The 24,989-nt window shown below is 75.5% G+C and carries 23 protein-coding genes and 1 riboswitch; of the genes, 12 read left to right on the top strand and 11 right to left on the bottom strand.

Translation table 11 applies throughout. From position 1 onward, the window contains the following. Positions 1–238 precede the first annotated feature (238 nt). From amaP to ABZ924_RS32185, 5 genes are read right to left on the bottom strand one after another with little or no spacing between them, the layout of a single operon-like run. Positions 239–805: an alkaline shock response membrane anchor protein AmaP gene (gene amaP, locus ABZ924_RS32165; RefSeq protein ID WP_361917713.1), complete on the bottom strand. Its 567-nt coding sequence runs from the start codon at positions 803–805 to the stop codon at positions 239–241. Further along, on the bottom strand, positions 802–1,440 hold the full coding sequence (locus ABZ924_RS32170; protein ID WP_361917716.1) for a DUF6286 domain-containing protein: 639 nt from the start codon (positions 1,438–1,440) through the stop codon (positions 802–804). The genes amaP and ABZ924_RS32170 overlap by 4 nt, the downstream gene beginning before the upstream one ends. Continuing rightward, on the bottom strand, positions 1,437–1,889 hold the full coding sequence (locus ABZ924_RS32175; RefSeq protein ID WP_361917719.1) for a hypothetical protein: 453 nt from the start codon (positions 1,887–1,889) through the stop codon (positions 1,437–1,439). The genes ABZ924_RS32170 and ABZ924_RS32175 overlap by 4 nt, the downstream gene beginning before the upstream one ends. Positions 1,890–1,896: 7 nt before the next feature. After that, complete coding sequence (locus ABZ924_RS32180; protein ID WP_361917722.1) at positions 1,897–2,079, bottom strand: hypothetical protein; 183 nt, start codon at positions 2,077–2,079, stop codon at positions 1,897–1,899. A 27-nt stretch (positions 2,080–2,106) separates the two neighbouring features. Then, positions 2,107–2,538: an Asp23/Gls24 family envelope stress response protein gene (locus ABZ924_RS32185; RefSeq protein ID WP_361917725.1), complete on the bottom strand. Its 432-nt coding sequence runs from the start codon at positions 2,536–2,538 to the stop codon at positions 2,107–2,109. A gap of 213 nt (positions 2,539–2,751) precedes the next feature. Here ABZ924_RS32185 and ABZ924_RS32190 point away from each other — a divergent pair, with 213 nt between their 5' ends. Continuing rightward, positions 2,752–3,705, top strand: coding sequence for a zinc-binding dehydrogenase (locus ABZ924_RS32190; protein ID WP_361917728.1), 954 nt, complete (start codon positions 2,752–2,754; stop codon positions 3,703–3,705). 92 nt (positions 3,706–3,797) lie between these two features. On the opposite strand, the gene ABZ924_RS32195 is transcribed toward ABZ924_RS32190, so the two are convergent. From ABZ924_RS32195 to abc-f, 3 genes are all read right to left on the bottom strand, one after another. Continuing rightward, complete coding sequence (locus ABZ924_RS32195) at positions 3,798–4,577, bottom strand: enoyl-CoA hydratase/isomerase family protein (RefSeq protein ID WP_361917731.1); 780 nt, start codon at positions 4,575–4,577, stop codon at positions 3,798–3,800. A gap of 168 nt (positions 4,578–4,745) precedes the next feature. Further along, on the bottom strand, positions 4,746–4,967 hold the full coding sequence (locus tag ABZ924_RS32200) for a helix-turn-helix domain-containing protein (protein WP_285526799.1): 222 nt from the start codon (positions 4,965–4,967) through the stop codon (positions 4,746–4,748). Positions 4,968–5,321: 354 nt separating this feature from the next. After that, positions 5,322–6,920, bottom strand: coding sequence for a ribosomal protection-like ABC-F family protein (abc-f, locus tag ABZ924_RS32205; protein ID WP_361917734.1), 1,599 nt, complete (start codon positions 6,918–6,920; stop codon positions 5,322–5,324). Between the two features lie 184 nt (positions 6,921–7,104). On the opposite strand from abc-f, the gene ABZ924_RS32210 reads away from it, so the two are divergent. After that, on the top strand, positions 7,105–7,995 hold the full coding sequence (locus ABZ924_RS32210) for a neutral zinc metallopeptidase (RefSeq protein ID WP_361917737.1): 891 nt from the start codon (positions 7,105–7,107) through the stop codon (positions 7,993–7,995). Between the two features lie 89 nt (positions 7,996–8,084). Beyond that, entirely contained in the window at positions 8,085–8,480 is a 396-nt protein-coding gene (locus ABZ924_RS32215; RefSeq protein ID WP_361917740.1) for a VOC family protein, read from the top strand. 17 nt (positions 8,481–8,497) lie between these two features. Here ABZ924_RS32215 and ABZ924_RS32220 read toward each other — a convergent pair whose 3' ends face one another. Together ABZ924_RS32220 and ABZ924_RS32225 are read right to left on the bottom strand one after the other, a co-directional pair. After that, a complete protein-coding gene (locus tag ABZ924_RS32220; RefSeq protein ID WP_361917769.1) occupies positions 8,498–9,931 on the bottom strand; it encodes a hypothetical protein in 1,434 nt (477 codons plus the stop codon). Positions 9,932–10,148: 217 nt separating this feature from the next. Beyond that, a complete protein-coding gene (locus tag ABZ924_RS32225; RefSeq protein WP_361917743.1) occupies positions 10,149–11,282 on the bottom strand; it encodes a hypothetical protein in 1,134 nt (377 codons plus the stop codon). Between the two features lie 354 nt (positions 11,283–11,636). On the opposite strand from ABZ924_RS32225, the gene ABZ924_RS32230 reads away from it, so the two are divergent. The 7 genes from ABZ924_RS32230 (at position 11,637) to ABZ924_RS32260 (ending at position 20,695) form a co-directional block, all read left to right on the top strand. Then, the gene (locus ABZ924_RS32230; RefSeq protein ID WP_361917746.1) at positions 11,637–12,929 is read left to right on the top strand and encodes an inorganic phosphate transporter; all 1,293 of its coding nucleotides are present in this window, start codon (positions 11,637–11,639) and stop codon (positions 12,927–12,929) included. A 28-nt stretch (positions 12,930–12,957) separates the two neighbouring features. After that, the gene (locus ABZ924_RS32235) at positions 12,958–13,179 is read left to right on the top strand and encodes a hypothetical protein (protein WP_361917749.1); all 222 of its coding nucleotides are present in this window, start codon (positions 12,958–12,960) and stop codon (positions 13,177–13,179) included. Positions 13,180–13,423: 244 nt separating this feature from the next. Beyond that, positions 13,424–13,508: riboswitch (cobalamin riboswitch) on the top strand. Between the two features lie 58 nt (positions 13,509–13,566). Further along, complete coding sequence (locus tag ABZ924_RS32240) at positions 13,567–14,535, top strand: cobalamin biosynthesis protein (RefSeq protein WP_361917752.1); 969 nt, start codon at positions 13,567–13,569, stop codon at positions 14,533–14,535. Positions 14,536–14,546: 11 nt separating this feature from the next. Next, positions 14,547–16,076, top strand: coding sequence for a cobyric acid synthase (locus ABZ924_RS32245; protein WP_361917772.1), 1,530 nt, complete (start codon positions 14,547–14,549; stop codon positions 16,074–16,076). Positions 16,077–16,512: 436 nt separating this feature from the next. Next, positions 16,513–18,660, top strand: coding sequence for a putative cobaltochelatase (locus ABZ924_RS32250; RefSeq protein WP_361917755.1), 2,148 nt, complete (start codon positions 16,513–16,515; stop codon positions 18,658–18,660). Beyond that, the gene (cobO, locus tag ABZ924_RS32255) at positions 18,660–19,259 is read left to right on the top strand and encodes a cob(I)yrinic acid a,c-diamide adenosyltransferase (protein ID WP_361917758.1); all 600 of its coding nucleotides are present in this window, start codon (positions 18,660–18,662) and stop codon (positions 19,257–19,259) included. The genes ABZ924_RS32250 and cobO overlap by 1 nt, the downstream gene beginning before the upstream one ends. Continuing rightward, complete coding sequence (locus tag ABZ924_RS32260) at positions 19,253–20,695, top strand: cobyrinate a,c-diamide synthase (protein ID WP_361917761.1); 1,443 nt, start codon at positions 19,253–19,255, stop codon at positions 20,693–20,695. Before cobO ends, ABZ924_RS32260 begins: the two co-directional genes overlap by 7 nt. Before the next feature lie 77 nt (positions 20,696–20,772). Here ABZ924_RS32260 and ABZ924_RS32265 read toward each other — a convergent pair whose 3' ends face one another. Then, a complete protein-coding gene (locus ABZ924_RS32265; protein ID WP_361917763.1) occupies positions 20,773–21,510 on the bottom strand; it encodes a ZIP family metal transporter in 738 nt (245 codons plus the stop codon). An 86-nt stretch (positions 21,511–21,596) separates the two neighbouring features. Between ABZ924_RS32265 and cobC the strand changes: the two genes are divergently transcribed. Continuing rightward, positions 21,597–23,063, top strand: a complete 1,467-nt coding sequence (cobC, locus tag ABZ924_RS32270; RefSeq protein WP_361917766.1) for an Rv2231c family pyridoxal phosphate-dependent protein CobC — start codon at positions 21,597–21,599, stop codon at positions 23,061–23,063. A gap of 131 nt (positions 23,064–23,194) precedes the next feature. After that, the gene (locus ABZ924_RS32275; RefSeq protein WP_361917775.1) at positions 23,195–24,790 is read left to right on the top strand and encodes a serine/threonine-protein kinase; all 1,596 of its coding nucleotides are present in this window, start codon (positions 23,195–23,197) and stop codon (positions 24,788–24,790) included. Positions 24,791–24,989: the final 199 nt, after the last annotated feature.

Raw genomic sequence — 24,989 nt, forward strand, 5'->3', positions numbered from 1 at the left:
ATTCCAGCCCCGCCGGCGTTTGAGGCGCGGGGTCCGGGGCGGAGCCCCAGGCGGGGTGCGGGGCGCAGCCCCGCGGCGGGGGCCGGGGCCGCGGCCACGGTTTCTGGGGGCACCTCCCGGCGGTAGCTGGGGGAGAAGGGGCGGGGAGGGGATGGCTCCGCGCAGCGGCAGCGGCAGCGGCAGCGGCAGCGGCAGCGGGGCCGGGGCGGGGACCGCCCGGCGTGGGGCCGGGCCGGGGTTATGTGACGCGGCGGGCTCGGTGGCGCGGGACCGAGAGGCGGGCCTCAGCGGTCAGGCCGGGCAGGGCCGCCGAGGCACGGGCGTGCCCGAGCACCGGCCCGGCCAGCGCAGCCAGCGCATCGGCCGGCACGGCATACGGCTCCAGCTCCAGCCCCACCCGCAGGCTCGGCGCCCCCCGCCGCCCCCGCAGCGCGACCCGGCACCGCGCCACCCCGTCGAGCGCGCCGGCGTCCGCGGCCACCGCCTCCTCCAGCGCCCGGCCCCGCAGCACGGCGAACGCCCCGTCGCCGGTGTCCACCACCACCGCCGGCAGCCGCGAGCGCCGCAGCTGGGCCAGCAGCCACCACAGCGCGAGCAGCACGCACACCGCCAGCCCGGCGAGCGTCCCCCACCACCACCAGCCCTCGGCATGCCAGTACCGGAGCCGGGTCGCCTCCGCCAGCAGCGGTGCGTGGCGGCCGCCGAGCGGCGGCGCCGCCGTCAGCACCACCACGCCGACGCCGATCAGGACCAGGCCGACAATCCCGAGCAGGATCCGGTTGACGGTCCGGAGCACACCGCTCACCTCTTCCCGCCGGCCGGCGCGCGGTTGACCCGTACCCGCGGCTGCGGCGGGTGGGCCAGGCCCAGTTCGCCGATGCCGACGGCGAGCACCGCCTCCAGGTCGGCCCGTACGTCGTCCAGCTCGCGGAAGTGGGAGGCGGCCCGCACCACCACGTGGGAGCGGCCCACCTTCACCCGCGCCGAGCGCACGCCGGAGACCTCCATGGCCCGGTCCCGCAGCACCTGCGCGGCGGCCTTGCGGCCGAGCCCGGCCCGGACCCCGGCGGCCCCCGGCGGCGGCCGCATCGGCAGGATCCCGCGCAGCCCCGGCGCCAGCGCGAGCACCAGCAGCACCGCCCCGACGGCGACCAGGACCCCGGCCGCGACGAGGACCTCCGGGTCGGCGGGGGTGCGCCGGGCCAGCTGGGCGGCGAGCTCGCGCCGCCAGGCCATGCCGGGCCGGTGGGCCCGTACGGCGGCGAGGTCGTACAGGAACAGGCCCGCCGCCCCGAGCAGCGCGAGCGCGGTCAGGGCGGCCGGGATCCGCCGGGTCGACCGGAACCGGTGGACGCGGGAGGGCGGCGCGGGGGGCGCGGACCCGTCGGGCGGGTCCGCGGGCGCGGGCGCGGCCGCACCGCCCGGCGCGGGGGCCGTCACCGCAGCCGCCGGTCCCGCACGGCGGCGCTGCGGGTCTGCGCCGGGTGCAGGTGCTCGATGTCGATGTCGACCTCCGGTACGGCCATGGCCGCGCACTCCTCGATCCGCTGCACGACCCGGCTGCGCACGGCGGCGCACTGGGCGGCGAGGTCGGCGGGGTAGGCGAGCTCCAGGCTCACCCGGACCCGGGCGATGTCGTGGTGGACGGTCACCGTCGCGTGCGGGGCGGCGGCCGTCCCGCCGGAGGGCGGCCCGCCGGGCTGCGCGGCGAGCGCCTCGCGGGCGGCCTGGGCCGCGATCTTCGCGACGACCCGGTCGGCGATCTGGGTCGCGCCGCGCTCGGCGGGCGGCACCCGGGGCGGTACGGGCCGCGGCGGCCCCTGCCTGGGCGGAGTCGGCGGGGTCGGCGGATTCGGCGAACTCGGCGGGGTCGCCCGGGGCGTGGTCATCGGGGCCTCACCGGTCGCGGTCGCGGGGGCGGAAGAAGTCGCCGGGCTCCAGGTCACCGTCCAGGAACCGGCCGACGACGAAGCCGATGGCGCCGAGCGCCGCCGTCAGCAGGAAGGCACCGAAGCCCCCGAAGTAGCCGGCGAACGCGAGGGCCATGCCGGCGAACAAGCCGACGACCGCCATCCTCATGCGGGCACCTTCCCTCCTGGAAATCCCCTACTGGAGTCGGGACTCCGGCTCCTCGTCGGGCTCGTCGGGCAGCTTCACGTCGCTCACCGCGATGTTCACCTCGACGACCTCCAGGCCCGTCATCCGCTCGACCGCGTCGATGACGTTCACGCGGACGGCCCGGGCGACGTCGCGGATGGACACCCCGTAGTCGACGACGATCTCCAGGTCCAGGGCGGTCTGGACCTCGCCGACCTCGGCCTTGACCCCGCGCGTGACGGACGACTTCGCCCCGCCGGGGACCCGGTCGCGGACGGCCCCGAAGGTGCGGGACAGGCCGCTGCCGGTGCCCATGGCGTGGACGCCGACGACCTCGCGGGCGGCCAGCCCCGCGATCTTCTCGACCACCCCGTCGGAGATGCTCGTACGGCCGCGGTCGGCCGGGTCGCGGGCGGCGCCCCCGGATACGGATTCGGTCATCGCGTGTCCCTTCGCGCGGACGGACTCCCTGCGCTCCACGGTAAGCGGGAGCGGGCGGCTGCGCCCCGGGACTACGCCGGTCGCCCCGGACCGGTTTTCCCGGGCGGCCTTGACCTCAACCGAAGTCGAGGTTGGAGAGTGGGTCCGCGATCAAGGACGGCCCGCCGAGGGGCGGGAGCAACGGAAATGAAGCAAAGGAAAAGAGGGGGACCCATGCGGGCGATACGCGTGGACGGGTACGGCGGTCCCGAGGTGCTGGTGCCGGTGGAGACCGCGGATCCGGTGCCCGGCGCGGGCGAGGCGGTGCTGCGGGCCGAGGCCGTGGACACGATCTTCGTGGAGACGCAGATCCGCGGCGGCTGGGGCGAGCACTTCGGCATCCGTCCGCCGTACGTGCCGGGCGGCGCGGCGGCCGGAACCGTGGTGGCGGTGGGCGAGGGCGTCGACCCGGAGTGGCTCGGGCGCCGCGCGGTCGCGGCCGCGGGCACCCGGGGCACGTACGCCGAGCTGGTCCGGGTCCCGCTGGAGCGGCTGGTCGCGGTCCCGGAGGGACTGGAGCCGGCGCAGGCGGCGGCGCTGGCGCACGACGGGGTGACCGCGGCGAGCATCGCCGCGCGGGCCGGGATCACCTCCGGATCCCGGGTGCTGATCCTGGGCGCGGCCGGCGGGATGGGGACGCTGCTGGTGCAGCTCGCGGTGGCGGCCGGGGCCGAGGTGATCGGCGCGGCCCGGGGCGAGCGGAAGCTGGCGCTGGTACGGGAGCTGGGGGCCCACCGGACGGTGGACTACACGCAGGACGGCTGGACCGAGCAGGTCGGCGGCCCGGTGGACGTGCTGCTGGACGGGGTCGGCGGCGAGCTGGGCCTGGCCGCGTTCGCCCTGGTCCGCGACGGCGGGTGGGTCTCCGCCCACGGCGCGCCGAGCGGCGGCTTCGCCCGGCTGAGCCCGCAGGAGGCCGAGCGGCGCGGCATCACCCTGCACGGGATCCAGGAGGTGCAGCTGACCGCGGAGCAGACGCAGCGGCTGACGGCGTTCGCGCTGGGCGAGGCGGCGGCGGGCCGGCTGCGGCCGGTGATCGCCCGGACCTTCCCGCTGGCCGAGGCGGCCGAGGCGCACCGGGCGATCGAGGCCCGGGAGATCGCGGGCAAGGCCCTCCTGCTCCCGTGACACCGCCCTGCGGGCATGCCGGAGCCGCGCTGGTCCCGTCACGGGGGTACGGGATCAGCGCCGGGCCCCGGCCGGGTGCCGGCCGGTCGGGGTCAGTCGGAGAGGCCGGCCAGGTCCCGCAGGCGGCGGGCCTGGGCGGCGCGCTCCGCGGTGCGCTGGTCGTCGTACGAGCGGGACAGGGCGTCGCGGAGCAGCGCCTTGGTCTCGATGACCGCGTCCCGCGGCGGGGCCACGAGCGCGGTGGTGAGGTCCTTGACCGCCGCGTCGAGCTCGTCGGCGGGCACGACGAGGTTGGCCAGGCCGATCCGCTCGGCCTCCTCGGCGTGCACGAAACGGCCGGTGGCGCAGATCTCGAGCGCGCGGGCGTAACCGACCAGGGAGGTCAGCGGCTGGGTGCCCGCGAGGTCCGGCACGAGGCCCAGGCTGGTCTCGCGCATGGCGAACTGCACGTCGTCCGCGGCCACACGGAGGTCGCAGGCCAGCGCGAGCTGGAAGCCGGCACCGATCGCGTGGCCCTGCACGGCGGCGATGGAGACGATGTCATTGCGCCGCCACCAGGTGAAGGCCTCCTGGTACTCGGCGATGGTGGAGTCAAGCAGTTCGTCCGATCCCCGCGCCAGGTCGAGGAAGGACGGCTCACCCTCGAAGCCCTCGGGAGTGAACGCCTGCCGGTCGAGCCCGGCGGAGAAGGACTTGCCCTCACCGCGCAGCACCACGACCCGGACGGTGCCCGGCAACGACCTTCCGGCCTCCGTCAGCGCCCGCCAGAGCGCGGGGGACTGGGCGTTTCGCTTCGCCGGATTGGTCAGTGTCACCGTGGCGACGGCTTCGTCCACGGTGAGCCGTACGCCGTCCTTGTCGAGCAGAGCCATCTGGGTGCCTCCGGTGTGCAGTCGGCCGCGGTGTCGGCCTAAGTGACTGCACAGTAACCACCCGGTCGACCGCGCGGCCGACCGGGGGTCACCGAAGGTACCGCGGTGTAGGCGGGCAAACGTCTCTTCGCCCCGGCCCCGGGCCTCGCGCCCGGGGTCCCGGTCGGGTCAGACCGAAGCCGCCTTCTTGCCGCGCGTCGCGCCACCGCGACCGCGCAGCACGACTCCGGACTCGCTCAGCATCCGGTGGACGAATCCGTAGGACCGGCCCGTTTCCTCGGCCAGCGCACGGATACTCGCACCGGAGTCGTACTTCTTCTTCAGGTCTGCCGCGAGCTTGTCGCGCGCGGCGCCGGTCACCCGGCTGCCCTTCTTCAGAGTCTCGGCCACCCGTGCCTCCTCATGGGAAGTGCGCTCTGGACTTCTCATGATCACCCCTCCCCGGCTTCCTGGCCACCCATTCAGCAAAGGTCGGTACGACGGCATTTCTCCGGCAGTGGACGGCCGAGCAGAACGGAATCCCCCCTTCCGTTGCATGACGTCCGTCACATCTCTGCGTCCCCGAGAGGAAGCTCCAGGTCAGGGGCGGGAGGGGCACAGCAGACGGCCCCGGGGACGCACCCGTGCGGGCGCGGCCGGGGCCGTCGTACAGAGCGCAGCGGTACCAGACCGTCTCACTCAGATGATGGAGCACGTCTGAGCCGAATGATCCATAAGGAACTGGATCAACCTGCCGCGGACGCGTCAGGCGAGGGCGACGAGGTCCCGGTAGTCCGGGCCCCACAGGTCCTCGACGCCGTCCGGGAGCAGGATGATCCGCTCCGGCTCCAGCGCTTCGACCGCTCCCTCGTCGTGCGTGACGAGGATGACGGCGCCCTTGTACGTGCGCAGCGCGCTCAGGATCTCCTCGCGGCTGGCGGGGTCCAGGTTGTTGGTGGGCTCGTCCAGGAGCAGCACGTTCGCCGAGGAGACGACCAGCGTCGCGAGGGCGAGGCGGGTCTTCTCACCGCCGGAGAGGACCCCGGCCGGCTTGTCGACGTCGTCGCCGGAGAACAGGAAGGAGCCCAGCGTCTTGCGGACGTCGACCAGGTCCAGGTCGGGCGCGGAGGAGCGCATGTTCTCCAGGACCGTGCGCTCGGGGTCCAGGGTCTCATGCTCCTGGGCGTAGTAGCCGAGCTTGAGGCCGTGGCCGGGGACCACCGTGCCGGTGTCGGGCTTCTCGGTGCCCGACAGCAGGCGCAGCAGGGTGGTCTTGCCGGCGCCGTTGAGGCCGAGGATGACCACGCGGGAGCCCTTGTCGATGGCCAGGTCGACGTCGGTGAAGATCTCCAGGGAGCCGTACGACTTCGACAGGCCCTCGGCGGTCAGCGGGGTCTTGCCGCAGGGCGCCGGGTCGGGGAAGCGCAGCTTGGCGACCTTGTCCTGGGCGCGGACGGCTTCCAGGCCGGACAGCAGGCGGTCGGCGCGCTTGGCCATGTTCTGCGCGGCGACGGTCTTGGTGGCCTTGGCGCGCATCTTGTCGGCCTGGGCGTTGAGGGCCGCGGCCTTCTTCTCGGCGTTCTGGCGCTCGCGCTTGCGGCGCTTCTCGTCGGCCTCGCGCTGCTGCTGGTAGAGCTTCCAGCCCATGTTGTAGACGTCGATGACCGAGCGGTTGGCGTCGAGGTAGAAGACCTTGTTGACCACCGTCTCGACGAGGTCGACGTCGTGGGAGATCACGATGAAGCCGCCGCGGTAGGTCTTCAGGTAGTCCCGCAGCCAGACGATCGAGTCGGCGTCGAGGTGGTTGGTCGGCTCGTCGAGGAGCAGGGTGTCGGCGTCCGAGAACAGGATCCGGGCGAGCTCGACGCGGCGCCGCTGGCCGCCGGAGAGGGTGTGCAGCGGCTGGCCGAGGACGCGGTCGGGCAGGCCGAGGGCGGCCGAGATGGTCGCGGCCTCGGACTCGGCGGCGTACCCGCCCTTGGTGAGGAACTCGGTCTCCTGGCGCTCGTACTGGCGCAGGGCCTTCTCGCGGGTGGCGCCGGAGCCGTTGGCGATGCGGTCCTCGTTGGCGCGCATCTTCTTGATCAGCACGTCGAGGCCGCGGGCGGAGAGGATCCGGTCGCGGGCGAGCACGTCCAGGTCACCGGTGCGCGGGTCCTGCGGCAGGTAGCCGACCTCGCCCGAACGGGTGATGGCGCCGGCGGCGGGCTGTCCTTCGCCCGCGAGGCACTTGGTGAGGGTGGTCTTGCCCGCTCCGTTGCGGCCGACCAGGCCGATGCGGTCGCCCTTGGCGACGCGGAAGGAGGCGGACTCGATGAGGATGCGGGCGCCGGCGCGCAGCTCGATGCCGGTGGCGGTGATCACGGAAATGCTCCAGGGCGGGTGGGAACGGCGGAAGGGGGCGGGGGACGCGAGCTTCGACGCCGCTAATCCGCGAGGAGATTTGCCATGGGATTCATTCTACCGGGGGTCCGCAACCGACTTTCGGGCCGTGGGCGGGTGATACTCGCCGCAGGGGCGGTCACGTGGAGGCGAGGGCGGTGCTGCCATGCAGTTCGACGACGACGCCGATCTGGACACCTCCGAGGTCGAGGACGTGCGCGGCAGCCGCATCCCGGGCGGGCGCGCGACGATCGGCGGCGGCATCGCCGGGCTCGTCGCACTGCTCCTGGGGCTGTTCTTCGGCGTGGGTCCGGAGCAGCTGGGGCTGTCGTCGGGGGACCAGGAGCCGCGGACGGTCCCCTCCTCCGCCGGCGAGGTGCAGCAGAGCTGCCGCAAGGGGCGGGACGCGAACGCGCGGGAGGACTGCCGGCTGGTCGCGGTCGTCAACAGCACCCAGGACTACTGGAAGCAGGAGTTCACCCGGCGCGGCGGGAGGTACGCCCCCGCGACGACCGTCTTCTTCAGCGAGCGGGTGAACACCGCCTGCGGGACGGCGACCGCCGCCGTGGGGCCGTTCTACTGCCCCGCCGACCGGCAGGTCTACCTGGACCTCGGCTTCTTCGACGAGCTGCGCACGAAGTTCGGCGCGAGCGGCGGCCCCTTCGCCCAGGCCTACGTCGTGGCCCACGAGTACGGGCACCACGTCCAGAACCTGACCGGCACGCTGCGCAAGGCCCAGGACGGGCAGCAGGGCGCGAACAGCAACGCGGTCAGGGTCGAGCTGCAGGCCGACTGCTACGCGGGGGTGTGGGCGCACCACGCGACGCGGACCCCGGACGAGTCGACGGGCCGGCCGCTGATCACCAGCCTGACCGACCAGGACATCCGGGACGGCCTGGACGCGGCGGCCGCGGTCGGCGACGACCGGATCCAGGAGAGGTTCCAGGGGCGGGTGAGCCCGGAGTCCTGGACGCACGGCTCGGCCCGGCAGCGGCAGCAGTGGTTCTACGAGGGCTACCGCACGGGCGACATCGACCGGTGCAACACCTTCCGCTGACCGGGCCGACCGCCTTCCGCCCGCCGTCGGCGACGCCTGCCATGCTGTGGTGCGGGTCACATTCACCGGCATGAGAAGGGGTGATCGTCATGGCCGGACATCCGTCCGTGTTTCCGACACTGCTCTACGGCAACGCCAAGGCAGCGATCCAGCAGCTGACGGAGGCGTTCGGTTTCACCCGGGTCGCGGTCTACGAGGCCGAGGACGGCACCGTGATGCACGCCGAGCTGGCGTACGGGAGCGGTGCGGTGATGCTCGGGAGCAAGGGGCGCGGCGGCGTGTTCGACAAGGTCATGGCGGACGCCGGGCCGGCCGGCATCTACGTGGTGGTGGAGGACGTGGACGCGCACCACCGCCGGGCCGTGGAGCACGGGGTGGAGATCCTGATGGAGCCCACCGACCAGGAGTACGGGTCGCGGGACTACATGGCCAGGGACGCGGAGGGCAACGTCTGGAGCTTCGGGACGTACGCGCCGCAGGTCTGATCCCGCGGCGCGTGGCGTCACGCCCCGCCGGTGTGGACCTGGAAGGCGGCCCGGCGGACGGCCTTGGCCAGGGCCGGGTCGGGGTGGGCGGCGGCCAGTGCGACCAGGACCTGCACGGTGCGCGGGTGGCCGACCGCGCGGACCTCGTCCAGCAGCCGCGGGACGGTGGTCCGCACGGCCGAGTCGAGGTGGCGGGCCAGCAGCTCGGCCTCGCCGTGGTCGGCGATGGCGGCGGCGGTGTCCACCCAGAGCCAGGTGGACTCCTCGGCGGTGAGTACGTCCTGGGCCTCGTCCGGATCGACCCCGTCGTGCTCGGCGAGCCAGAGCAGGGCGTACGGCCGCAGGGCCGGCTCGCGCACGGCGGCGCGGACCTCGGGCTCGGCCGGGGCGCCGACCACGCGCAGGGCTTCGAAGGCCAGGCCGCGCAGCAGGGCGTCCTCGCCGCGGGCGGCGTTCAGGAGCTCGCTGACGGCGTGGCCGACGGGGCGGGCGGCGAGCCAGGCCCGGTACTCGGCGCGGGCCGGCCCGGGCGTGAGCCGGGCGCAGCCGTGGAGCATGGCGGCGGCGGACTGCTCGATGTTGCCGGCGGGGCTCTGCGCGGCCACGCAGATCTGCTCCAGCTTGACCCAGACGGCCCAGCTGCCGAGCGGGGTGAGCGAGGCCTGCGCGGGTCCGAGGGTGACGGCGTCGACGGCGGCGAGCCCGCCGAGCGCCCAGCGCAGCAGCCGGGCGAGCGGAACGGGGGCGGGCCGGTGCGGCGGGGCGGCTGCCGGGGCCGTGGCGGCCGGGCTCCCGCCGGCCGGCGGTGCGGTCGGCAGCGGGGCGGCCGGCGCGTCCGCGGCTGCCGGGGCGTCAGCGGGAGCCGCAGGGGCCGGGGTCCCGGACGGCGGGGCGTCGTAGGGGACCTCGCACCGTTCGTCGCGCAGTTCGGTGACGCGCTGGCCGAGCAGGTCCAGCAGGTCCGGCACGGTCACCGGGCCTGCGGACAGCTGCAGCAGGGACAGCAGTTGGGGCATCGCCTCGACCACCTCGGCGACGACCGCGGGGGCGATGTCGGCGGGGGCCGGGTGGACCAGCGACCAGGCGTCGAACAGGGCGACCCAGCCGCGCAGCACGGCGCTGTCGTCGCGGTCCCAGGCGCGCAGCCGCCAGCCGGGCCGGGCGTGGCCGCCGTGCACCTCGACGAGGCCGGCGAGGCGGGCGCGGTCCCAGCCGACCCGGATCTGCCCGTGCGTCAGTCCCAATTCTCCGGCGGCCCGTTCGACGTCCGCGGCGGGCAGGGCGCCCGCCGGTGCGGGACGCCCCCCGTCGCCCGCCCCGAGGTTGAGCTCGGCCCACCGGGCGAGGCGTACGGCATCGACGAGCGAGGCCCGGGCCCGGGCGGCCAGTTCGGCCGTGGCGGGGGTGCCCGCCGGGGGCCGGGAGGCCGGTCGGGTGCGCCGGTCGGTCACGGCCTTGCGGGCCGCGGCGACGGAGCGCGGGGAGACGAGTCGGAGTCTGGAGTCGCGAGCCAACTGCTCATCAGGCTTTCGGGACGTCACGGAAGAAGTCTCGCCCGTCACCGGCCGAAAGCCCAAACGGAATCGGCCATTATCAGCGGCCGGCGAAGGGGCATATCGGGGCATAGCTCGTCCCCTGCCCCAGTGTGCACACGGAGTTCACACCAGTTCACATCAGCGGGGTGAGGAAGCGGCGCAGTGCTTCCTCGTACCCCTCCGGGTCGGCGTTCCACATCGCCCCGTGCGGGGCGTCGCGGACGGTCTTCAGCGTGACGAGGTCGGGCCGGGCGGCGGCGAGCCGGCGCGAGGGCTCCCAGGGGGCGATCGCGTCGTCGGGGCCGTGGAAGAGCAGCACGGGGACGCGCAGGGCGCCGGGGTCCGCGCCCGGGGCCGTCCGGTCGGCGGCCCGCAGCCCGGCGCGCCCTTCGGCGGCGCGCACGGCGAGCGGCAGCAGGGCGGACGGGGTGCGGCGGGCGGCGGCGAGCGCGCGCAGGGTGGTGTGCCAGTCGAGCACCGGCGAGTCGAGCACCAGCCCGCCGATCCGGCCGGCGAGGGCGGAGCGCTCGGCGGCGTGCAGGGCCATGGCGGCGCCGGTGGACCAGCCGTGCAGGACGACGCGGCGGGCGCCGTAGCGCAGGGCGTAGCGGATGGCGGCGTCCACGTCGCGCCACTCGGACTCGCCGAGGTGGCCGAGGCCGTCCGGGGAGGCGGGGGCGCCGAGGTCGCCGCGGTAGGCGAGGGCGAGGACGGGCAGGCGGAGGCGGTGGAGGAAGGGCATGACCACCATCGCGTGCTCGCGGCCTGCGCCGAGCCCGTGCACGGCGATCACCCAGGTGTCGCGGGCGCCGGGCAGGAACCAGGCGGGCAGCTCGCCCAGCTCGCCGGGGATGTCCACGTCGGCGTGGTCCAGCCCGAGGGCTGAGCCCGGGTCGCCGAGGTGGACCTGGGGGGTCAGGACGACCCGGGTGCCGGGCTCGAGGCGGCCGTGGGTGACCGCGACGAGGCGGCGCACGACGGTGTCGGGGTCGTGGGCGGCGCCGTCGAGGACCGGCCCGACGACGGCGTGCACCCCTGGCGCGGCGAGTCCGTACGTGCCGGGGCGCAGCGAGGCCAGGGAGCGGGTCAGCGCGACCCGGTCGGGGGCACTGGAGTGGACGCTGAGCCGCGGCGTGCCGGGCAGCGGGCGCCCCGGCTCGGGCCGCAGGGCGGCGTCCGCGGCGTACCGGCCCGCGGCGACGGCGGCCGCGCCGGCACCGACGAGGGTGGTCGCGACGGCCGCGGCCGTCGCTGTGGCGGTGCGCACCGCTCCAGTGTCGGGGCACGAGCGCCGACGGGCCATTCGGGGCGGCAAGCGGAATCTGCGCCGGGATGGCCGGAAGCGGTCCGCCGGAGGGTCTCCCGAGCATGATCGAAAAAAGGTGATGTGGATCACCTTCCCGCGGCCGCCGAGGGGTCCCCCCGGACGCCTCCGCCAGCCGAAACAGCCCGTTCACCCCGCCCTGACGTGCATCAATCCCTGTATCACCGGCAAAATCGGGAGGAAGGTCCCGTCGCGGAGCCGCCCTCGTACATCGCTCCGCCCGAGTCAGTTCATCTTCCGTTCACCCAGATTGCCTACGGTCGGCGAGCCACTGACGCCAAACAGAAGCCTGGGTAAATGGAGCACATAACGCTTCTCCTCGGGATCGTGATCATCACCGCTCTCGTGTTCGACTTCACGAACGGTTTCCACGACACAGCCAACGCGATGGCGACCACCATCTCGACCGGCGCCCTCAAGCCCAAGACGGCGGTGGCCATGTCCGCCGTGCTCAACCTCGTCGGCGCGTTCATGTCCGTGGAGGTCGCCAAGACGATCTCCAAGGGCCTCGTCAACGAGACGGGCATCCAGCCCGAGGTGATCTTCGCCGCGCTCGTCGGCGCGATCCTCTGGAACCTGGTCACCTGGCTGGTCGGACTCCCCTCCAGCTCCTCCCACGCCCTGATGGGCGGTCTGATCGGTGCCGCGGTCGCCTCCGCCGGCATCGGGGCCGTCAACGGCAGCGTCGTGGTCACCAAGGTGCTCATCCCCGCCGTCGCCGCGCCGATCGTGGCCGGCGTGGCCTCGATGCTGGCCGCGCGCGTCACGTACAAGCTCGGCGGCCGGATCGGCGAGAAGACCTCCGCGAAGGGCTACCGCGCCGGCCAGATCGCCTCGGCCGGCCTCGTCTCCCTGGCGCACGGCACCAACGACGCGCAGAAGACCATGGGCATCATCACGCTGGCGCTCGTCGCCGGCGGCGCCCTGGAGTCCGGCGCGAACCCGCCGGTCTGGGTCATCGTCTCCGCCGGCACGGCCATCGCGCTCGGCACCTACCTGGGCGGCTGGCGCATCATCCGCACCATGGGCAGCGGCCTGACCGAGCTCCAGCCGCAGCAGGGCTTCGCCGCCCAGACCTCGGCCGCGAGCGTCATCCTGGCCTCCTCCAACCTCGGCTTCTCCCTCTCCACCACCCACGCCTGCTCCGGCGCGGTGATGGGTGCGGGCCTGGGCCGCAAGGGCGGTGTGGTCCGCTGGTCCACCGCCACCCGCATGTTCGTCGCGTGGGGCCTGACCCTGCCGGCCGCCGCCCTGGTCTCCGCGGGCGCCGAGCTGATCATGCGTACCGGCAACCTCGGCATCGCCGCCGTCGCGGTCTTCCTCGTCGGCTCCTGCCTGGCCATCTGGCTGGTCTCGCGCCGCCAGGTCGTCGACCACCACAACGTCAACGACGTGCAGCCGGCCGCCGCCTCCGCGGCCGCCGAGGAGCCGGGTGTCGTCACCACGGCCATGGCCGCCGTCACCGTCCCGCCGACCACGGGTGCGGCCGCCGCCGCCGGTACGACCGCCGCCGTGACGGACGAGGACCTCAAGGCCACCATCCCGGCGGCCGCCCCGACGACCCCTGCGGCCCCGGCCGCCGCGGTCTGACCCCGCGAACGACAGAGGAATCCGCAGCATGAAGATCGACTGGGCAGCCCTCGGCTCCGTCTTCGGGGTCAGCCTCTCCGCCACCGTCGCCCTCGTGGCCCTGTTCACCCTGGGCCTGGTGGGCCTGTCGAAGCACGAGGCCGCCACCGAGCAGGGCGGCACCGCCACCCTGGCCCGCAGCGGCGCGTACGCCTGCTTCGCGGTCGTCGCGGCGGCCGTGGCGTACGGGATCTACCTGATCGTCAGCTGACCGGCGCGGCCCCCGCTGCTCGCGGGGCCTGACGGCAGCACGCCAGAGCTCCCCCCGGATCCTTCCGGGGGGAGCTCTGCCATGCCCGCAGCATGACCGCAGTCTCATGCCCACAGCCATGCACACGGCCCCCTGCTCACGGCCTGCCGTGGCCGACCCGCGGCCCGCCGCAGCGCAGGTCAACGGCGAGTTGACGGGCGTTCGCGGTGCGTGGTGGACTGCCCGAGCCAATACGGCGGCATGGAGAGGAAGTCCGGTGCGATTCCGGCGCGGTCCCGCCACTGTCACCAGGGCGCACGCGGCGCGTGCGGCCCGGGAGCCAGGAACTCTCGCCGCCGGACACGTCGAACCAGGGCGCGGACCCTGAGTGAGGACATACCTGCAACCATGCGTGCCGATCGCGTCTTCGCGTACGGCGCCACGGTGGGCCTGATCGGCGACCGGATCCTCGGTGATCCGCGCCGGGGACACCCCGTGGCCGCCTTCGGACGGGCCGCCGCCGCCGTCGAACGCGCCCTGTGGCGCGACGACCGCGCCCGCGGCGTCCTGCACACCCTCCTCTGCGCCGGGGGCGCGGCCGCCGTCGGCGCGCTGGGCGCCCGCGCCGTGCGCTCCCGGCCCGCGGCCGCCCGTATCGCCCTGACCGCCGCGGCCACCTGGGCGGTCGTCGGCGGCACCTCCCTGGGCCGGGAGGCCCGGGCCATCGGCGGGGCGCTCGCCGCCGGGGACGAAGAGGTGGCCCGCGAGCGGCTGCCGCACCTGTGCGGGCGCGACCCGCAGGCCCTGGACGGGCAGCAGATGGCCCGGGCCGTCGTGGAGTCCGTGGCCGAGAACACCTCCGACGCGGTGGTGGGCGCCCTGGTGTGGGGCGCGGCCGGCGGCGTCCCCGGGCTGCTGGCCTTCCGCGCGATCAACACCCTCGACGCGATGGTCGGCCACAAGTCACCCCGCCACCTGCGCTACGGCTGGGCCTCCGCCCGCCTCGACGACCTCGCCGGCTGGCCCGGCGCCCGGCTGACCGCACTGGCCGCCGTGGTGGCCGGGCCCGACCGGCGCGGCGCCGTACGGGCGTGGCGCGCCGACGCCGCCGCCCACCCGAGCCCCAACGCCGGGCCGGTGGAGGCCTCCTTCGCCGGGGCGCTCGGCGTACGGCTGGGCGGCACCCTCTCGTACGGCGGGCGCGTGGAGCACCGCGCCGTGCTCAACGGCGCGGCGGGGCGGCCGGTGGAGGTCGCGGACATCGAACGGGCCGTGCAGCTGTCGCATCGGGTGACGTGGCTGGCCCTGGGAGCGTGCGTGGCACTGCGGTGTGCGGTGTCGCGGTGGTCGGCGGCGTCGCGGAAGGGGCGGGCATGAGCGGGGGCGGTATGCGCGGGAGGCAGGCGGGCGGACGCGCGGGGGGCCTCCTCGTCGCGGGCACGACGTCGGACGCCGGCAAGAGCGTGGTCACGGCCGGCATCTGCCGGTGGCTGGCCCGCCAGGGCGTGAAGGTGGCGCCGTTCAAGGCGCAGAACATGTCCCTCAACTCGTTCGTGACGCGCGAGGGCGCCGAGATCGGGCGGGCGCAGGCCATGCAGGCCCAGGCCGCCGGCGTGGAGCCGACCGCGCTGATGAACCCCGTCCTGCTCAAGCCCGGCAGTGACCGCAGCAGCCAGGTGGTGCTGCTGGGCAGGCCGGTGGGCGAGATGAGCGCCCGCGGCTACCACGGCGGGCGGCAGGAGCAGCTGCTCGGCGTCGTCACGGACTGCCTGGAGCAGCTGCGGGGCACGTATGACGCCGTGATCTGCGAGGGGGCGGGCAGTCCGGCCGAGATCAACCTGCGCCGGACCGACATCGTGAACATGGGCATCGCGCGGGCCGCGCGGTTCCCGGTGGTCGTGGTCGGCGACATCGACCGCGGCGGCGTCTTCGCCTCGTTCTTCGGGACGACGGCGCTGCTGTCCCCCGAGGACCAGTCGCTGATCGCCGGCTACCTGGTGAACAAGTTCCGCGGGGACGTCTCCCTGCTGGAGCCGGGCATGGAGATGCTGCGGTCGCTGACCGGCCGGGCCACGTACGGGGTGCTGCCGTACCGGCACGGGCTGGGCATCGACGAGGAGGACGGCCTGAGGGTCTCCCTGCGGGGCGCGGTGCGCGAGTCGGTGGTGGCGCCGCCGGTCGGCGAGGACGTGCTGCGGGTCGCGGTGTGCGCGGTGCCGCTGATGTCGAACTTCACCGACGTGGATGCGCTGGCGGCGGAGCCGGGCGTGATCGTGCGGTTCGTGGACCGGCCCGAGGAGCTGGCCGACGCGGACCTGGCGGTGGTGCCGGGGACCCGTGGCACCGTGAAGGCCCTGGAGTGGCTGCGCGAGCGCGGGCTGGCCGAGGCGCTGGCCCGGCGGGCGGCGGAGGGACGCCCCGTGCTGGGCATCTGCGGCGGGTTCCAGGCGCTGGGCGAGCGGATCGAGGACGAGGTCGAGTCGAAGGCGGGCGTGGTGGACGGGCTCGGCCTGCTGCCGGTGCGCATCCGCTTCGACCGGGAGAAGACCCTGGCCCGGCCGGTCGGATCGGCGCTGGGCGAGCCGGTCGCCGGCTACGAGATCCACCACGGCGTGGCGGAGGTCCTGGGCGGCGACGCCTTCCTGGACGGCTGCCGGGTGGGCTCCGTCTGGGGCACGCACTGGCACGGCTCCCTGGAGTCGGACGGGTTCCGCCGCGCGTTCCTGCGCGAGGTGGCGCGGGCCGCGGGGCGGCGGTTCGTCCCCTCGCCGGACACCTCGTTCTCGGCCCTGCGGGAGGAGCAGCTGGACATCCTGGGCGACCTGATCGAGGAGCATGCGGACACGGCCGCCCTGTTGAAGCTGATCGAGTCGGGCGCCCCGGCGGGCCTGCCGTTCCTGCCCCCGGGCGCACCGTGAGGGCCGCAGCCCCGGTGGCGGTCCCGGGAGCGGCCCGTCCCGACCCCGCCCTGCGGGCAGCCACCCCCACCCCGCCCCTTCCCGAAACCGGGAGCTGCGCCCCCGGCCCCCACCACTGCGCTCAAACGCCGCGCGGGCTGGAGATGCCCCTCCGGCCCTGCCGGGATGCGGGCCTTCGCCCTGAGCCGGTCCCGGGGGCTCCGCGCCCGTACGGGTCGGGAGCAGCCCACCCGCACGCACAAGCGGCGCACGGCCCGCACTTCCGGCCCCGCCGGCGTTTGAGGCGCGGGGTCCGGGGCGGAGCCCCGGGGAACGGGGGAAGGGCGGGGCGGGGAGAAAGCCGCGCAGCGCAGCGACGCCGCCCGGCCGACGGCACCGCTCCCCACCCGCAGCCGCGGCCCCGCCCCCACATCCGTACAGAAGGAGTGAGCAACGTATGAGCACGCCCTACCCGTTCACCGCAGTGGTCGGCCAGACCGACCTGCGGCTGGCGCTGCTGCTCAACGCCGTGAGCCCGGCGGTCGGCGGCGTGCTCGTGCGCGGCGAGAAGGGGACCGCCAAGTCCACCGCCGTGCGCGCGCTCTCCGCCCTGCTCCCGCAGGTCGACGTCGTGCCCGGCTGCCGGTTCAGCTGTGCGCCCGCCGCCCCGGACCCGGCCTGCCCGGACGGCCCGCACGAGCCGGGGCCGGGGACCGCGCGCCCCGCCCGCATGGTCGAGCTGCCCGTCGGAGCCTCCGAGGACCGCCTCGTCGGCGCGCTCGACATCGAGCGGGCCCTGTCCGAGGGCGTCAAGGCCTTCGAACCCGGCCTGCTCGCCGACGCGCACCGCGGCATCCTCTACGTCGACGAGGTCAACCTGCTCCACGACCACCTCATCGACCTCCTGCTGGACGCGGCCGCGATGGGCGCCTCGTACGTCGAGCGCGAGGGCGTCTCGGTCCGGCACGCCGCCCGCTTCCTGCTCGTCGGCACCATGAACCCCGAGGAGGGCGAGCTGCGCCCGCAGCTGCTCGACCGGTTCGGGCTGACCGTCGAGGTCGCCGCCTCCCGCGAGCCGGAGCAGCGCGTCGAGGTGGTGCGCCGCCGGCTCGCGTACGAGGACGACCCGGCCGGCTTCGCGAGCCGCTGGGCCGGCGACGAGGCGGAGGTCCGGGCCCGCGTCGTGGCCGCCCGGGCCCTGCTGCCGCAGGTCCGCCTGGGCGACACCGCCCTGCTGCAGATCGCGGCGACCTGCGCCGGCTTCGAGGTGGACGGCATGCGCGCCGACATCGTGATGGCCCGCACCGCGACCGCGCTGGCCGCCTGGGCCGGGCGGACCTCCGTACGCAAGGAAGACGTTCGCCAGGCCGCCCTGCTGGCGCTCCCCCACCGGCGCCGGCGCAACCCGTTCGACGCGCCGGGCCTCGACGAGGACAAGCTCGACGAGATCCTGGACGGCTTCCCCGACGACGAGCCGGAGCCCGACCCGGATCCGGAGCCGGAGGGTCCGGACGACGGCGGCCCCGGCGACGGCGGGCCCGACGGGGACGGCGGCGGGGTTCCCCCGCAGGGCGGCGGCCCGGAGGAGGCCCAGGCCCCGCAGGCGCCCGAGGCCCCCGAAGGACGGGAGGCCCCCGAGCCCGCAGAGGCCCCGCAGCCCGCAGCCCAGGGCGCCGGCGCGCCCGAGCAGGCCGCCGTACGGGCCGCGGAGCCGTTCCGGACCAAGATGCTCAGCGTGCCGGGCCTCGGCGAGGGCGCGGCGGGCCGCCGCTCCCGCGCCCGCACCGCGCACGGCCGCACCACCGGCGCCCAGCGCCCCCGCGGCCAGCTGACGAAGCTGCACCTGGCGGCGACCGTACAGGCGGCCGCCCCGCACCAGAAGGCCCGCGGCCGCACCGGCCGCGGCCTGGTGCTCCGCAGGGACGACCTGCGCCAGGCCACCCGGGAGGGCCGTGAGGGCAACCTCGTGCTCTTCGTGGTCGACGCCTCCGGCTCGATGGCCGCCCGGCAGCGCATGGGCGCGGTCAAGGGGGCGGTCCTGTCGCTGCTGCTGGACGCCTACCAGCGCCGCGACAAGGTCGGCCTGATCACCTTCCGCGGCTCCGGCGCCGAACTCGCGCTGCCGCCCACCTCCTCGGTGGACGCGGCCGCGGCCCGGCTGGAGCGCCTGCCGACCGGCGGCCGCACCCCGCTCGCCGCGGGCCTGCTCAAGGCCCACGAGGTGCTGCGGATCGAGCGGCTGCGGGACCCGAGCCGCCGGCCGCTGCTCGTGGTCGTCACCGACGGCCGCGCCACCTCGGCCGGCGGCCTCGGCTCCGGCTCCGGCAGCCCCGGCTCCGGCAGCCCCGGCGGCGACGCCCGCGAGCTCGCGGCGCGCAGCGCCCGGCTGCTGGCGGCCGGGGGCGTCGCCTCGGTGGTCGTGGACTGCGAGTCCGGCCCGGTCCGGCTCGGCCTGGCCGGGCGGCTGGCCGCCGACCTCGGCGGCCCGGCGGTCACGCTCGACGGGCTGCGGGCGGATGCGCTCGCCGGGCTCGTGAAGAACGTACGTACCTCGGTGGCGTCCCCGGCGTCACCCTCACCGCACACCCACAGGAGGGCAGCGTAATGCCGCAGGGAAAGCCGACCGTCGTTCCCGACGACGGACTCACCACCCGCCAGCGCCGCAACCGCCCGCTCGTCTTCGTCCACACGGGGCCGGGCAAGGGCAAGTCCACGGCCGCGTTCGGCCTGGCGCTGCGCGCCTGGAACCAGGGCTGGCCGATCGGGGTGTTCCAGTTCGTCAAATCGGCGAAGTGGAAGGTCGGCGAGGAGAACGCGCTGAAGGTGCTCGGCGCCTCCGGCGAGGGCGGCACGGTCGTCTGGCACAAGATGGGCGAGGGCTGGTCCTGGGTCCAGCGCGACGCGCAGCTCGACAACGAGCAGGCCGCCAAGGAGGGCTGGGAGCAGGTCAAGCGCGACCTGGCCGCCGAGACGCACCGGCTGTACGTGCTGGACGAGTTCGCGTACCCGATGCACTGGGGCTGGATCGACGTCGACGAGGTCATCGAGGTGCTCCGCAACCGCCCCGGCACCCAGCACGTGGTGATCACGGGCCGCAACGCGCCGGAGAAGCTGGTGGAGTTCGCGGACCTCGTCACCGAGATGACAAAGGTCAAGCACCCGATGGACGCCGGCCAGAAGGGCCAGAAGGGCATCGAGTGGTGAAGCCGCACCCGCTGGCCGTACCGCGCCTGGTGATCGCCGCGCCCTCGTCCGGCAGCGGCAAGACCACCGTCGCGACGGGCCTGATGGCGGCCTTCGCGGGGCGCGGCCTGGCCGTGTCCCCGCACAAGGCAGGGCCCGACTACATCGACCCCGGCTACCACGCGCTGGCGACGGGGCGGCCCGGGCGGAACCTCGACGCGTTCATGTGCGGGCCGGAGCTGGTCGGTCCGCTGTTCGCGCACGGGGCGGCCGGCTGCGACCTCGCCGTCGTCGAGGGAGTGATGGGCCTGTACGACGGGGCCGCGGGCCGTGGTGAGCTGGCGTCGACCGCGCAGGTCGCGAAGCTGCTGCGGGCGCCGGTGGTGCTCGTCGTGGACGCCTCCTCGCAGTCCCGGTCGGTGGCGGCGCTGGTGCACGGCTTCGCGTCGTTCGACCCGCAGGTGCGCCTCGGCGGGGTGATCCTGAACAAGGTCGGCTCGGACCGGCACGAGGCGATGCTGCGGGAGGCGCTGGAGGAGGCCGGGATGCCGGTCCTCGGCGTCCTGCGCCGCGCGCCGCAGGTCGAGGCGCCGTCCCGGCACCTGGGCCTGGTCCCGGTGGCGGAGCGGCGGGCGGACGCGGTGGCCTCCGTCGCGGCGCTGGCCGAGCAGGTCCGGGCCGGCTGTGACCTGGAGGCGCTGCTGGCGCTGGCCCGGTCGGCGCCGCCGCTGGACTGTGCGGTCTGGTCGGCGGAGCAGGCACTGGCGGACGCGCAGGCGCCGGCGGAAGCACAGCTCCCGGGCCGGGATGCCGGGCCGGCCGCCGCTGCCGCCCCCGCTTCGGCGGTCGGCCGGCCCGTCGTGGCCGTCGCGGGCGGGGCCGCGTTCACGTTCTCGTACGCCGAGCACGCGGAGCTGCTCACCGCCGCCGGAGCCGAGGTCGTCCCCTTCGACCCGCTGCGGGACGAGGCCCTGCCCGAGCACACGGCCGGCCTGGTCGTCGGCGGCGGGTTCCCCGAGGTGTACGCCCCGGAGCTGTCCGCCAACGAGCCGCTGCGCAAGGCCGTCGCGGACTTCGCCGCGGCGGGCGGGCCGGTGGCCGCCGAGTGCGCCGGGCTGCTGTACCTCGCGCGCTCGCTCGACGGCAAGCCCATGTGCGGGGTGCTGGACGCGGACGCCCGGATGTCGCAGCGCCTGACCCTCGGCTACCGCGAGGCCGTCGCGGTGTCGGACAGCTCCCTCGCCGCGGCCGGAACCCGGCTGCGCGGGCACGAGTTCCACCGGACGGTGGTCGAGCCGGGCGCCGGCGCCACCCCCGCCTGGGGGTTCACGCACCCCGAGCGGCGCGTCGAGGGCTTCGTCCGGCAGGGCGTGCACGCCAGCTACCTGCACACGCACTGGGCGGCGGAACCCTCCGTGGCCCGGCGCTTCGCGGCAGCGGCGGCGACGCACCGGTGACGCCGACTGCGTTGACGCCCGTACCGGCTGCCCGGGCTCCGGAGGCCCGGGCTTCGGCGACCCGGGCTCCGGCGCCCTCACTCCGCGAGGCCCACCACGAGCCAGATCCCGGCCACCCCGCCCGCCGTGCACATCAGCGTGGACAGGGCGGGGTGCCGGTGGTGCGCCTCGGGCAGGATCTCGGCGGCCGCCAGGTACAGCAGGACCCCGCCGAAGAACCCGAGGTAGGCCCCGAGCGGTTCCTCCGGAAGGGTGAACAGCGTCGTGGACGCCGCGCCCACCACCGGGGCGACGGCGTCCGCGAGCAGCATCAGCAGTGCCCGCCGGCGGGCGTTGCCGTACAGCCGGGTGAGCGTGTACGTGTTGAAGCCGTCGGCGAAGTCGTGCGTGACCACGGCCAGCGCCACGGTCAGCCCCATCCCGCCGCCGACCTGGAACGCCGCGCCGAGCGCGACTCCGTCGGCGACGCTGTGGCCGACCATCGCCGCGGCCGCGGCCAGCCCGACCTGGGGGACGCGGCCGCCGTTCCCGCCGCCGTTCTCGGCGCCGTGTGCGGCCTGGCGCACGGCGAGCAGGCGCTCGGCGACGTGCGCGACGAGGAACCCGGCCACGAACAGCAGCAGCGCGAGCGGCACGCCGAACACCGGGCGGCCCGCCGCCCGCAGCGACTCCGGCAGCAGGTCGAGGCCCACCACGCCGAGCATCAAGCCGCCGGCCAGGCCCAGCACCAGGTGGCGGCGGTCGGTGACGCGCTGCGCCGTCCACCCGCCCGCCAGGGTCATCAGGAACGCGCCCAGCGCCACGATCACGGCCATGTGCCCCTGGATACCGACTGTCGGCCGCGCATGCACGTGTGCGCGCGGGCGGCGGCGCACGCACGATTGACGACTACGGAGGGGCCATGAACCCGGCGGACGACCACGCGAAGCAGCCTTGTGCGACGCCGACGGATGCCTACGCGACAGGGCTGGTGGTCGGGGTGGGCGGACGGGCCGGCGTGTCCGTCGCCGAGGTCTGCGCCCTGGTCGAGGAGACGCTGCGCGGGGCCGGGCTAGCCGCGGGCGCGGTGAAGGCGCTGGCCACGGTGGAGTCGAAGGCCTGCGAGGCGGGGATCGCCGGCGCGGCGGAACGTTTCGGCGTGCCGCTGCTCAGCTACCCCGCCGACCGGCTGGCCGGCATCGAGGTACCGCACCCCTCCGACGCGGCCCGGCAGGCCGCCGGCACCTCCTCGGTCGCGGAGGCCGCGGCGCTCGCCACCGGCGGCGAACTCCTCGTACCGAAGCGGCGGTCGGTCGCGGCCACCTGCGCGGTGGCGACGGCGCAGCCGCACGACCTGCGCCACCACGGCGACGCGGAGGTGCGGGGCGACGGCGGGTCGCTGGTGGACCTCGCGGTCAACGTACGGGCGCACACGCCCCCGGACTGGCTCAAGCAGCGCATCGCGGCTTCGCTCGACGTGCTCTCGGCATACCCCGACGGGCGCGCGGCTCGCGCGGCAGTGGCGGATCGGCACGGGCTGCCGGTCGAGCGGGTGCTGTTGACGGCCGGGGCGGCGGAGGCGTTCGTGCTGATCGCCCGGGCCATGGGCGCGCAGCGGCCGGCGGTGGTGCACCCGCAGTTCACCGAGCCGGAGGCCGCACTGCGGGACGCGGGGCACCGGGTGGAGCGGGTGGTGCTGCGGGCGGCGGACGGGTTCCGGCTGGACCCCGCGGCCGTGCCGGAGGAGGCGGACCTGGTGGTGGTCGGCAACCCCACCAACCCGACCTCCGTCCTGCACCCGGCGGCGACGCTGGCCGCGCTGGCCCGCCCGGGCCGGATCCTGGTCGTGGACGAGGCCTTCATGGACGCCGTCCCGGGCGAACGGGAGGCCCTGGCCGGGCGGACCGACATCCCGGGGCTGGTGGTGCTGCGGAGCCTGACGAAGACGTGGGGGCTGGCGGGGCTGCGGATCGGCTACGTGCTCGCGGAGCCGGAGGTCATCGCGAAGCTGGAGGCGGCGCAGCCGCTGTGGCCGGTGTCCACGCCGGCGCTGGTGGCGGCGGAGGCGTGCGTCGCGCCCGCGGCGCTGGCGGAGGCGGAGGCTGCTGCACGGCAGATCGCGGTGGACCGCGCGCATCTGCTCGCGGGTCTGGCCGAGTTCGAGGAGATCTCGGTGGCGGGCCCGGCCGAAGCCCCCTTCGTGCTGATCCGCATCGACCACGCAGCGGCGGTCCGCACGCACCTGCGCAACCTCGGCTTCGCGGTCCGCCGCGGGGACACCTTCCCCGGCCTGGACGACTCCTGGCTCCGCCTGGCCGTCCGCGACCGCACCACCACGGGCCGCCTCCTCCAGGCCCTGGACCACGCCCTGACCCTCACCACGGGCTAGCACCACGGTGGGAGGCGAGGGCTGAGGCACCGTCAGGGGCGGGTGAAAGCCTGACGTGACCATGCCCTTACCCTTGGGCAGCGGCAGGCCGTCGCCGGACGGCCGGTGAGGGAACGGAGCGGGCGGTGCCGGTGCCATCGGAGCAGGCGAACGACGGAGACCTGGTCGGCAGGGCACTCGGGGGGCGCTACCGGGTCACCGAGGTGGTCGGCCGCGGCGGCATGGGCGTCGTCGCCCGGGCGGTCGACGAGGTGCTGAACCGGGAGGTCGCCGTCAAACTGCTGCGCGCCTACACCGACGCCGGCGCCGCCGAACGGGCCGACCTGCGCACCCGGATGCAGCGCGAGGCACAGGCCGCCGCGCGCATCCGGCACGCCGGCGTGGTCACCGTGCACGACGTGACCGAGGAGCAGGGCCTGCCGGTCATCGTGATGGAGCTCGTCGACGGGCCCTCGCTCGACCGCGTCGTGGCCGAGCGGGGCGCGCTGGACCCCTCCGAGGCCGCCGCCATCGGCGCCAAGCTGATGGACGCGCTCGACGCCGCACACCGGGCCGGTGTCCTGCACCGGGACGTGAAACCGGGGAACGTGCTGCTGGAGCGCGGGGGCCGGGTCGTGCTCACCGACTTCGGCATCGCCAGCATGCAGGCCTCCGGCGACGAGGAGGAGGAGCTGGCGAAGCTGACCCGCAGCGGCCAGATCGTCGGCTCGCTCGACTACCTGCCGCCGGAGCGCGCCCAGGGCCTCGAGCCCGGGCCCGCCTCGGACATCTGGTCCCTGGGGATGACCCTGTACGCGGCGGTGGAGGGCGTCTCGCCGTTCCGCCGGACCTCCGTGTGGTCGACGCTGTCCGCCATCATCGCCGAACCGCTGCCCGCGCCCCGGCGGGCGGGGGCGCTCGGACCGGTGCTGGCCGCGCTGATGGCGAAGGAGCCGGAGAGGCGGCCCACCGCCGAGCAGGCCCGCGCGATGCTGGAACGGGTGGCCTCCGGCGCCGCCGGCCCGCCGCCGCCCGTGCAGCCGGCTCCGGTCGCCGTCGCGCCCACCCCCACGGCGCCGGTCGCGGCGCCGGTCGCCGGGCCGCCTCCCGGCTTCGGCCCGCCGCCCCTCTTCCCCCAGCAGGCCGGACCGTCGGGGCCGCCGCCCACCGCCGCGGCGGCGGCCACGGCCCCTGCGCGGCGCCGCGGGCGGGTCGCGATAGCCGCCGTGGCGGTGGGCGCCGTACTCGCCGCGGGAGGGGTCACGTACGCCGTGACCGGCGGGGGTGGCGGGGACGAGCACCGGGTGGCGGTGACGCCGCCGACGGCCGTCCCCGAACCGCAGACGTCCGGCCCGAGCCCCTCGCCCTCCGGGACCAAGGCCAAGCCGACCGCCACCGCCTCGAAGGTGGCGGGCACGTCATCGCCCTCCCCGAAGGCGTCCTCGGCGTCGCCGGCCGCCGCCCGGCCGGGCCCCGTACCGACGGGCTGCGCCGGCTGGACCCACAAGGACCCGAAGCCGGGCACGTACGGCTACATCTCCGGCGACCACCACCTGCTGTCCGCTCCGTACCAGCAGTGCACCGCCGGTGCGCTGGTCAAGAACGGCACGAAGCTCTGGTACCACTGCTACATCGTCAACCAGTACGGCAACCAGTGGACATACGTCCGCGTGGACGGCACGAACACCTCCGGGTGGCTGTACAACCGCGACCTCACGGGCCAGAAGGGCTCCTCCCCCGCCTGCTAGCCACGGGTGGGGGCGGCGTCCGCTGCGCGGAGCCTGTCCCCTACCCGCCCCTTCTCCCCCAGCTACCGCTGGGAGGTGCCCCCAGAAACCGGGCTCCGCCCGGACCCGGTTCCGGGCGCTCCGCGCCCGGTGCGCTCAAACGCCGCGCGGGCTGGATTTTGCCGCTGCGCGGCAATTCCAGCCTCGCCGGCGTTTGAGG

This window comes from Streptomyces sp. NPDC046876 (assembly GCF_040645035.1).
Classification (GTDB): Bacteria; Actinomycetota; Actinomycetes; order Streptomycetales; family Streptomycetaceae; genus Streptomyces.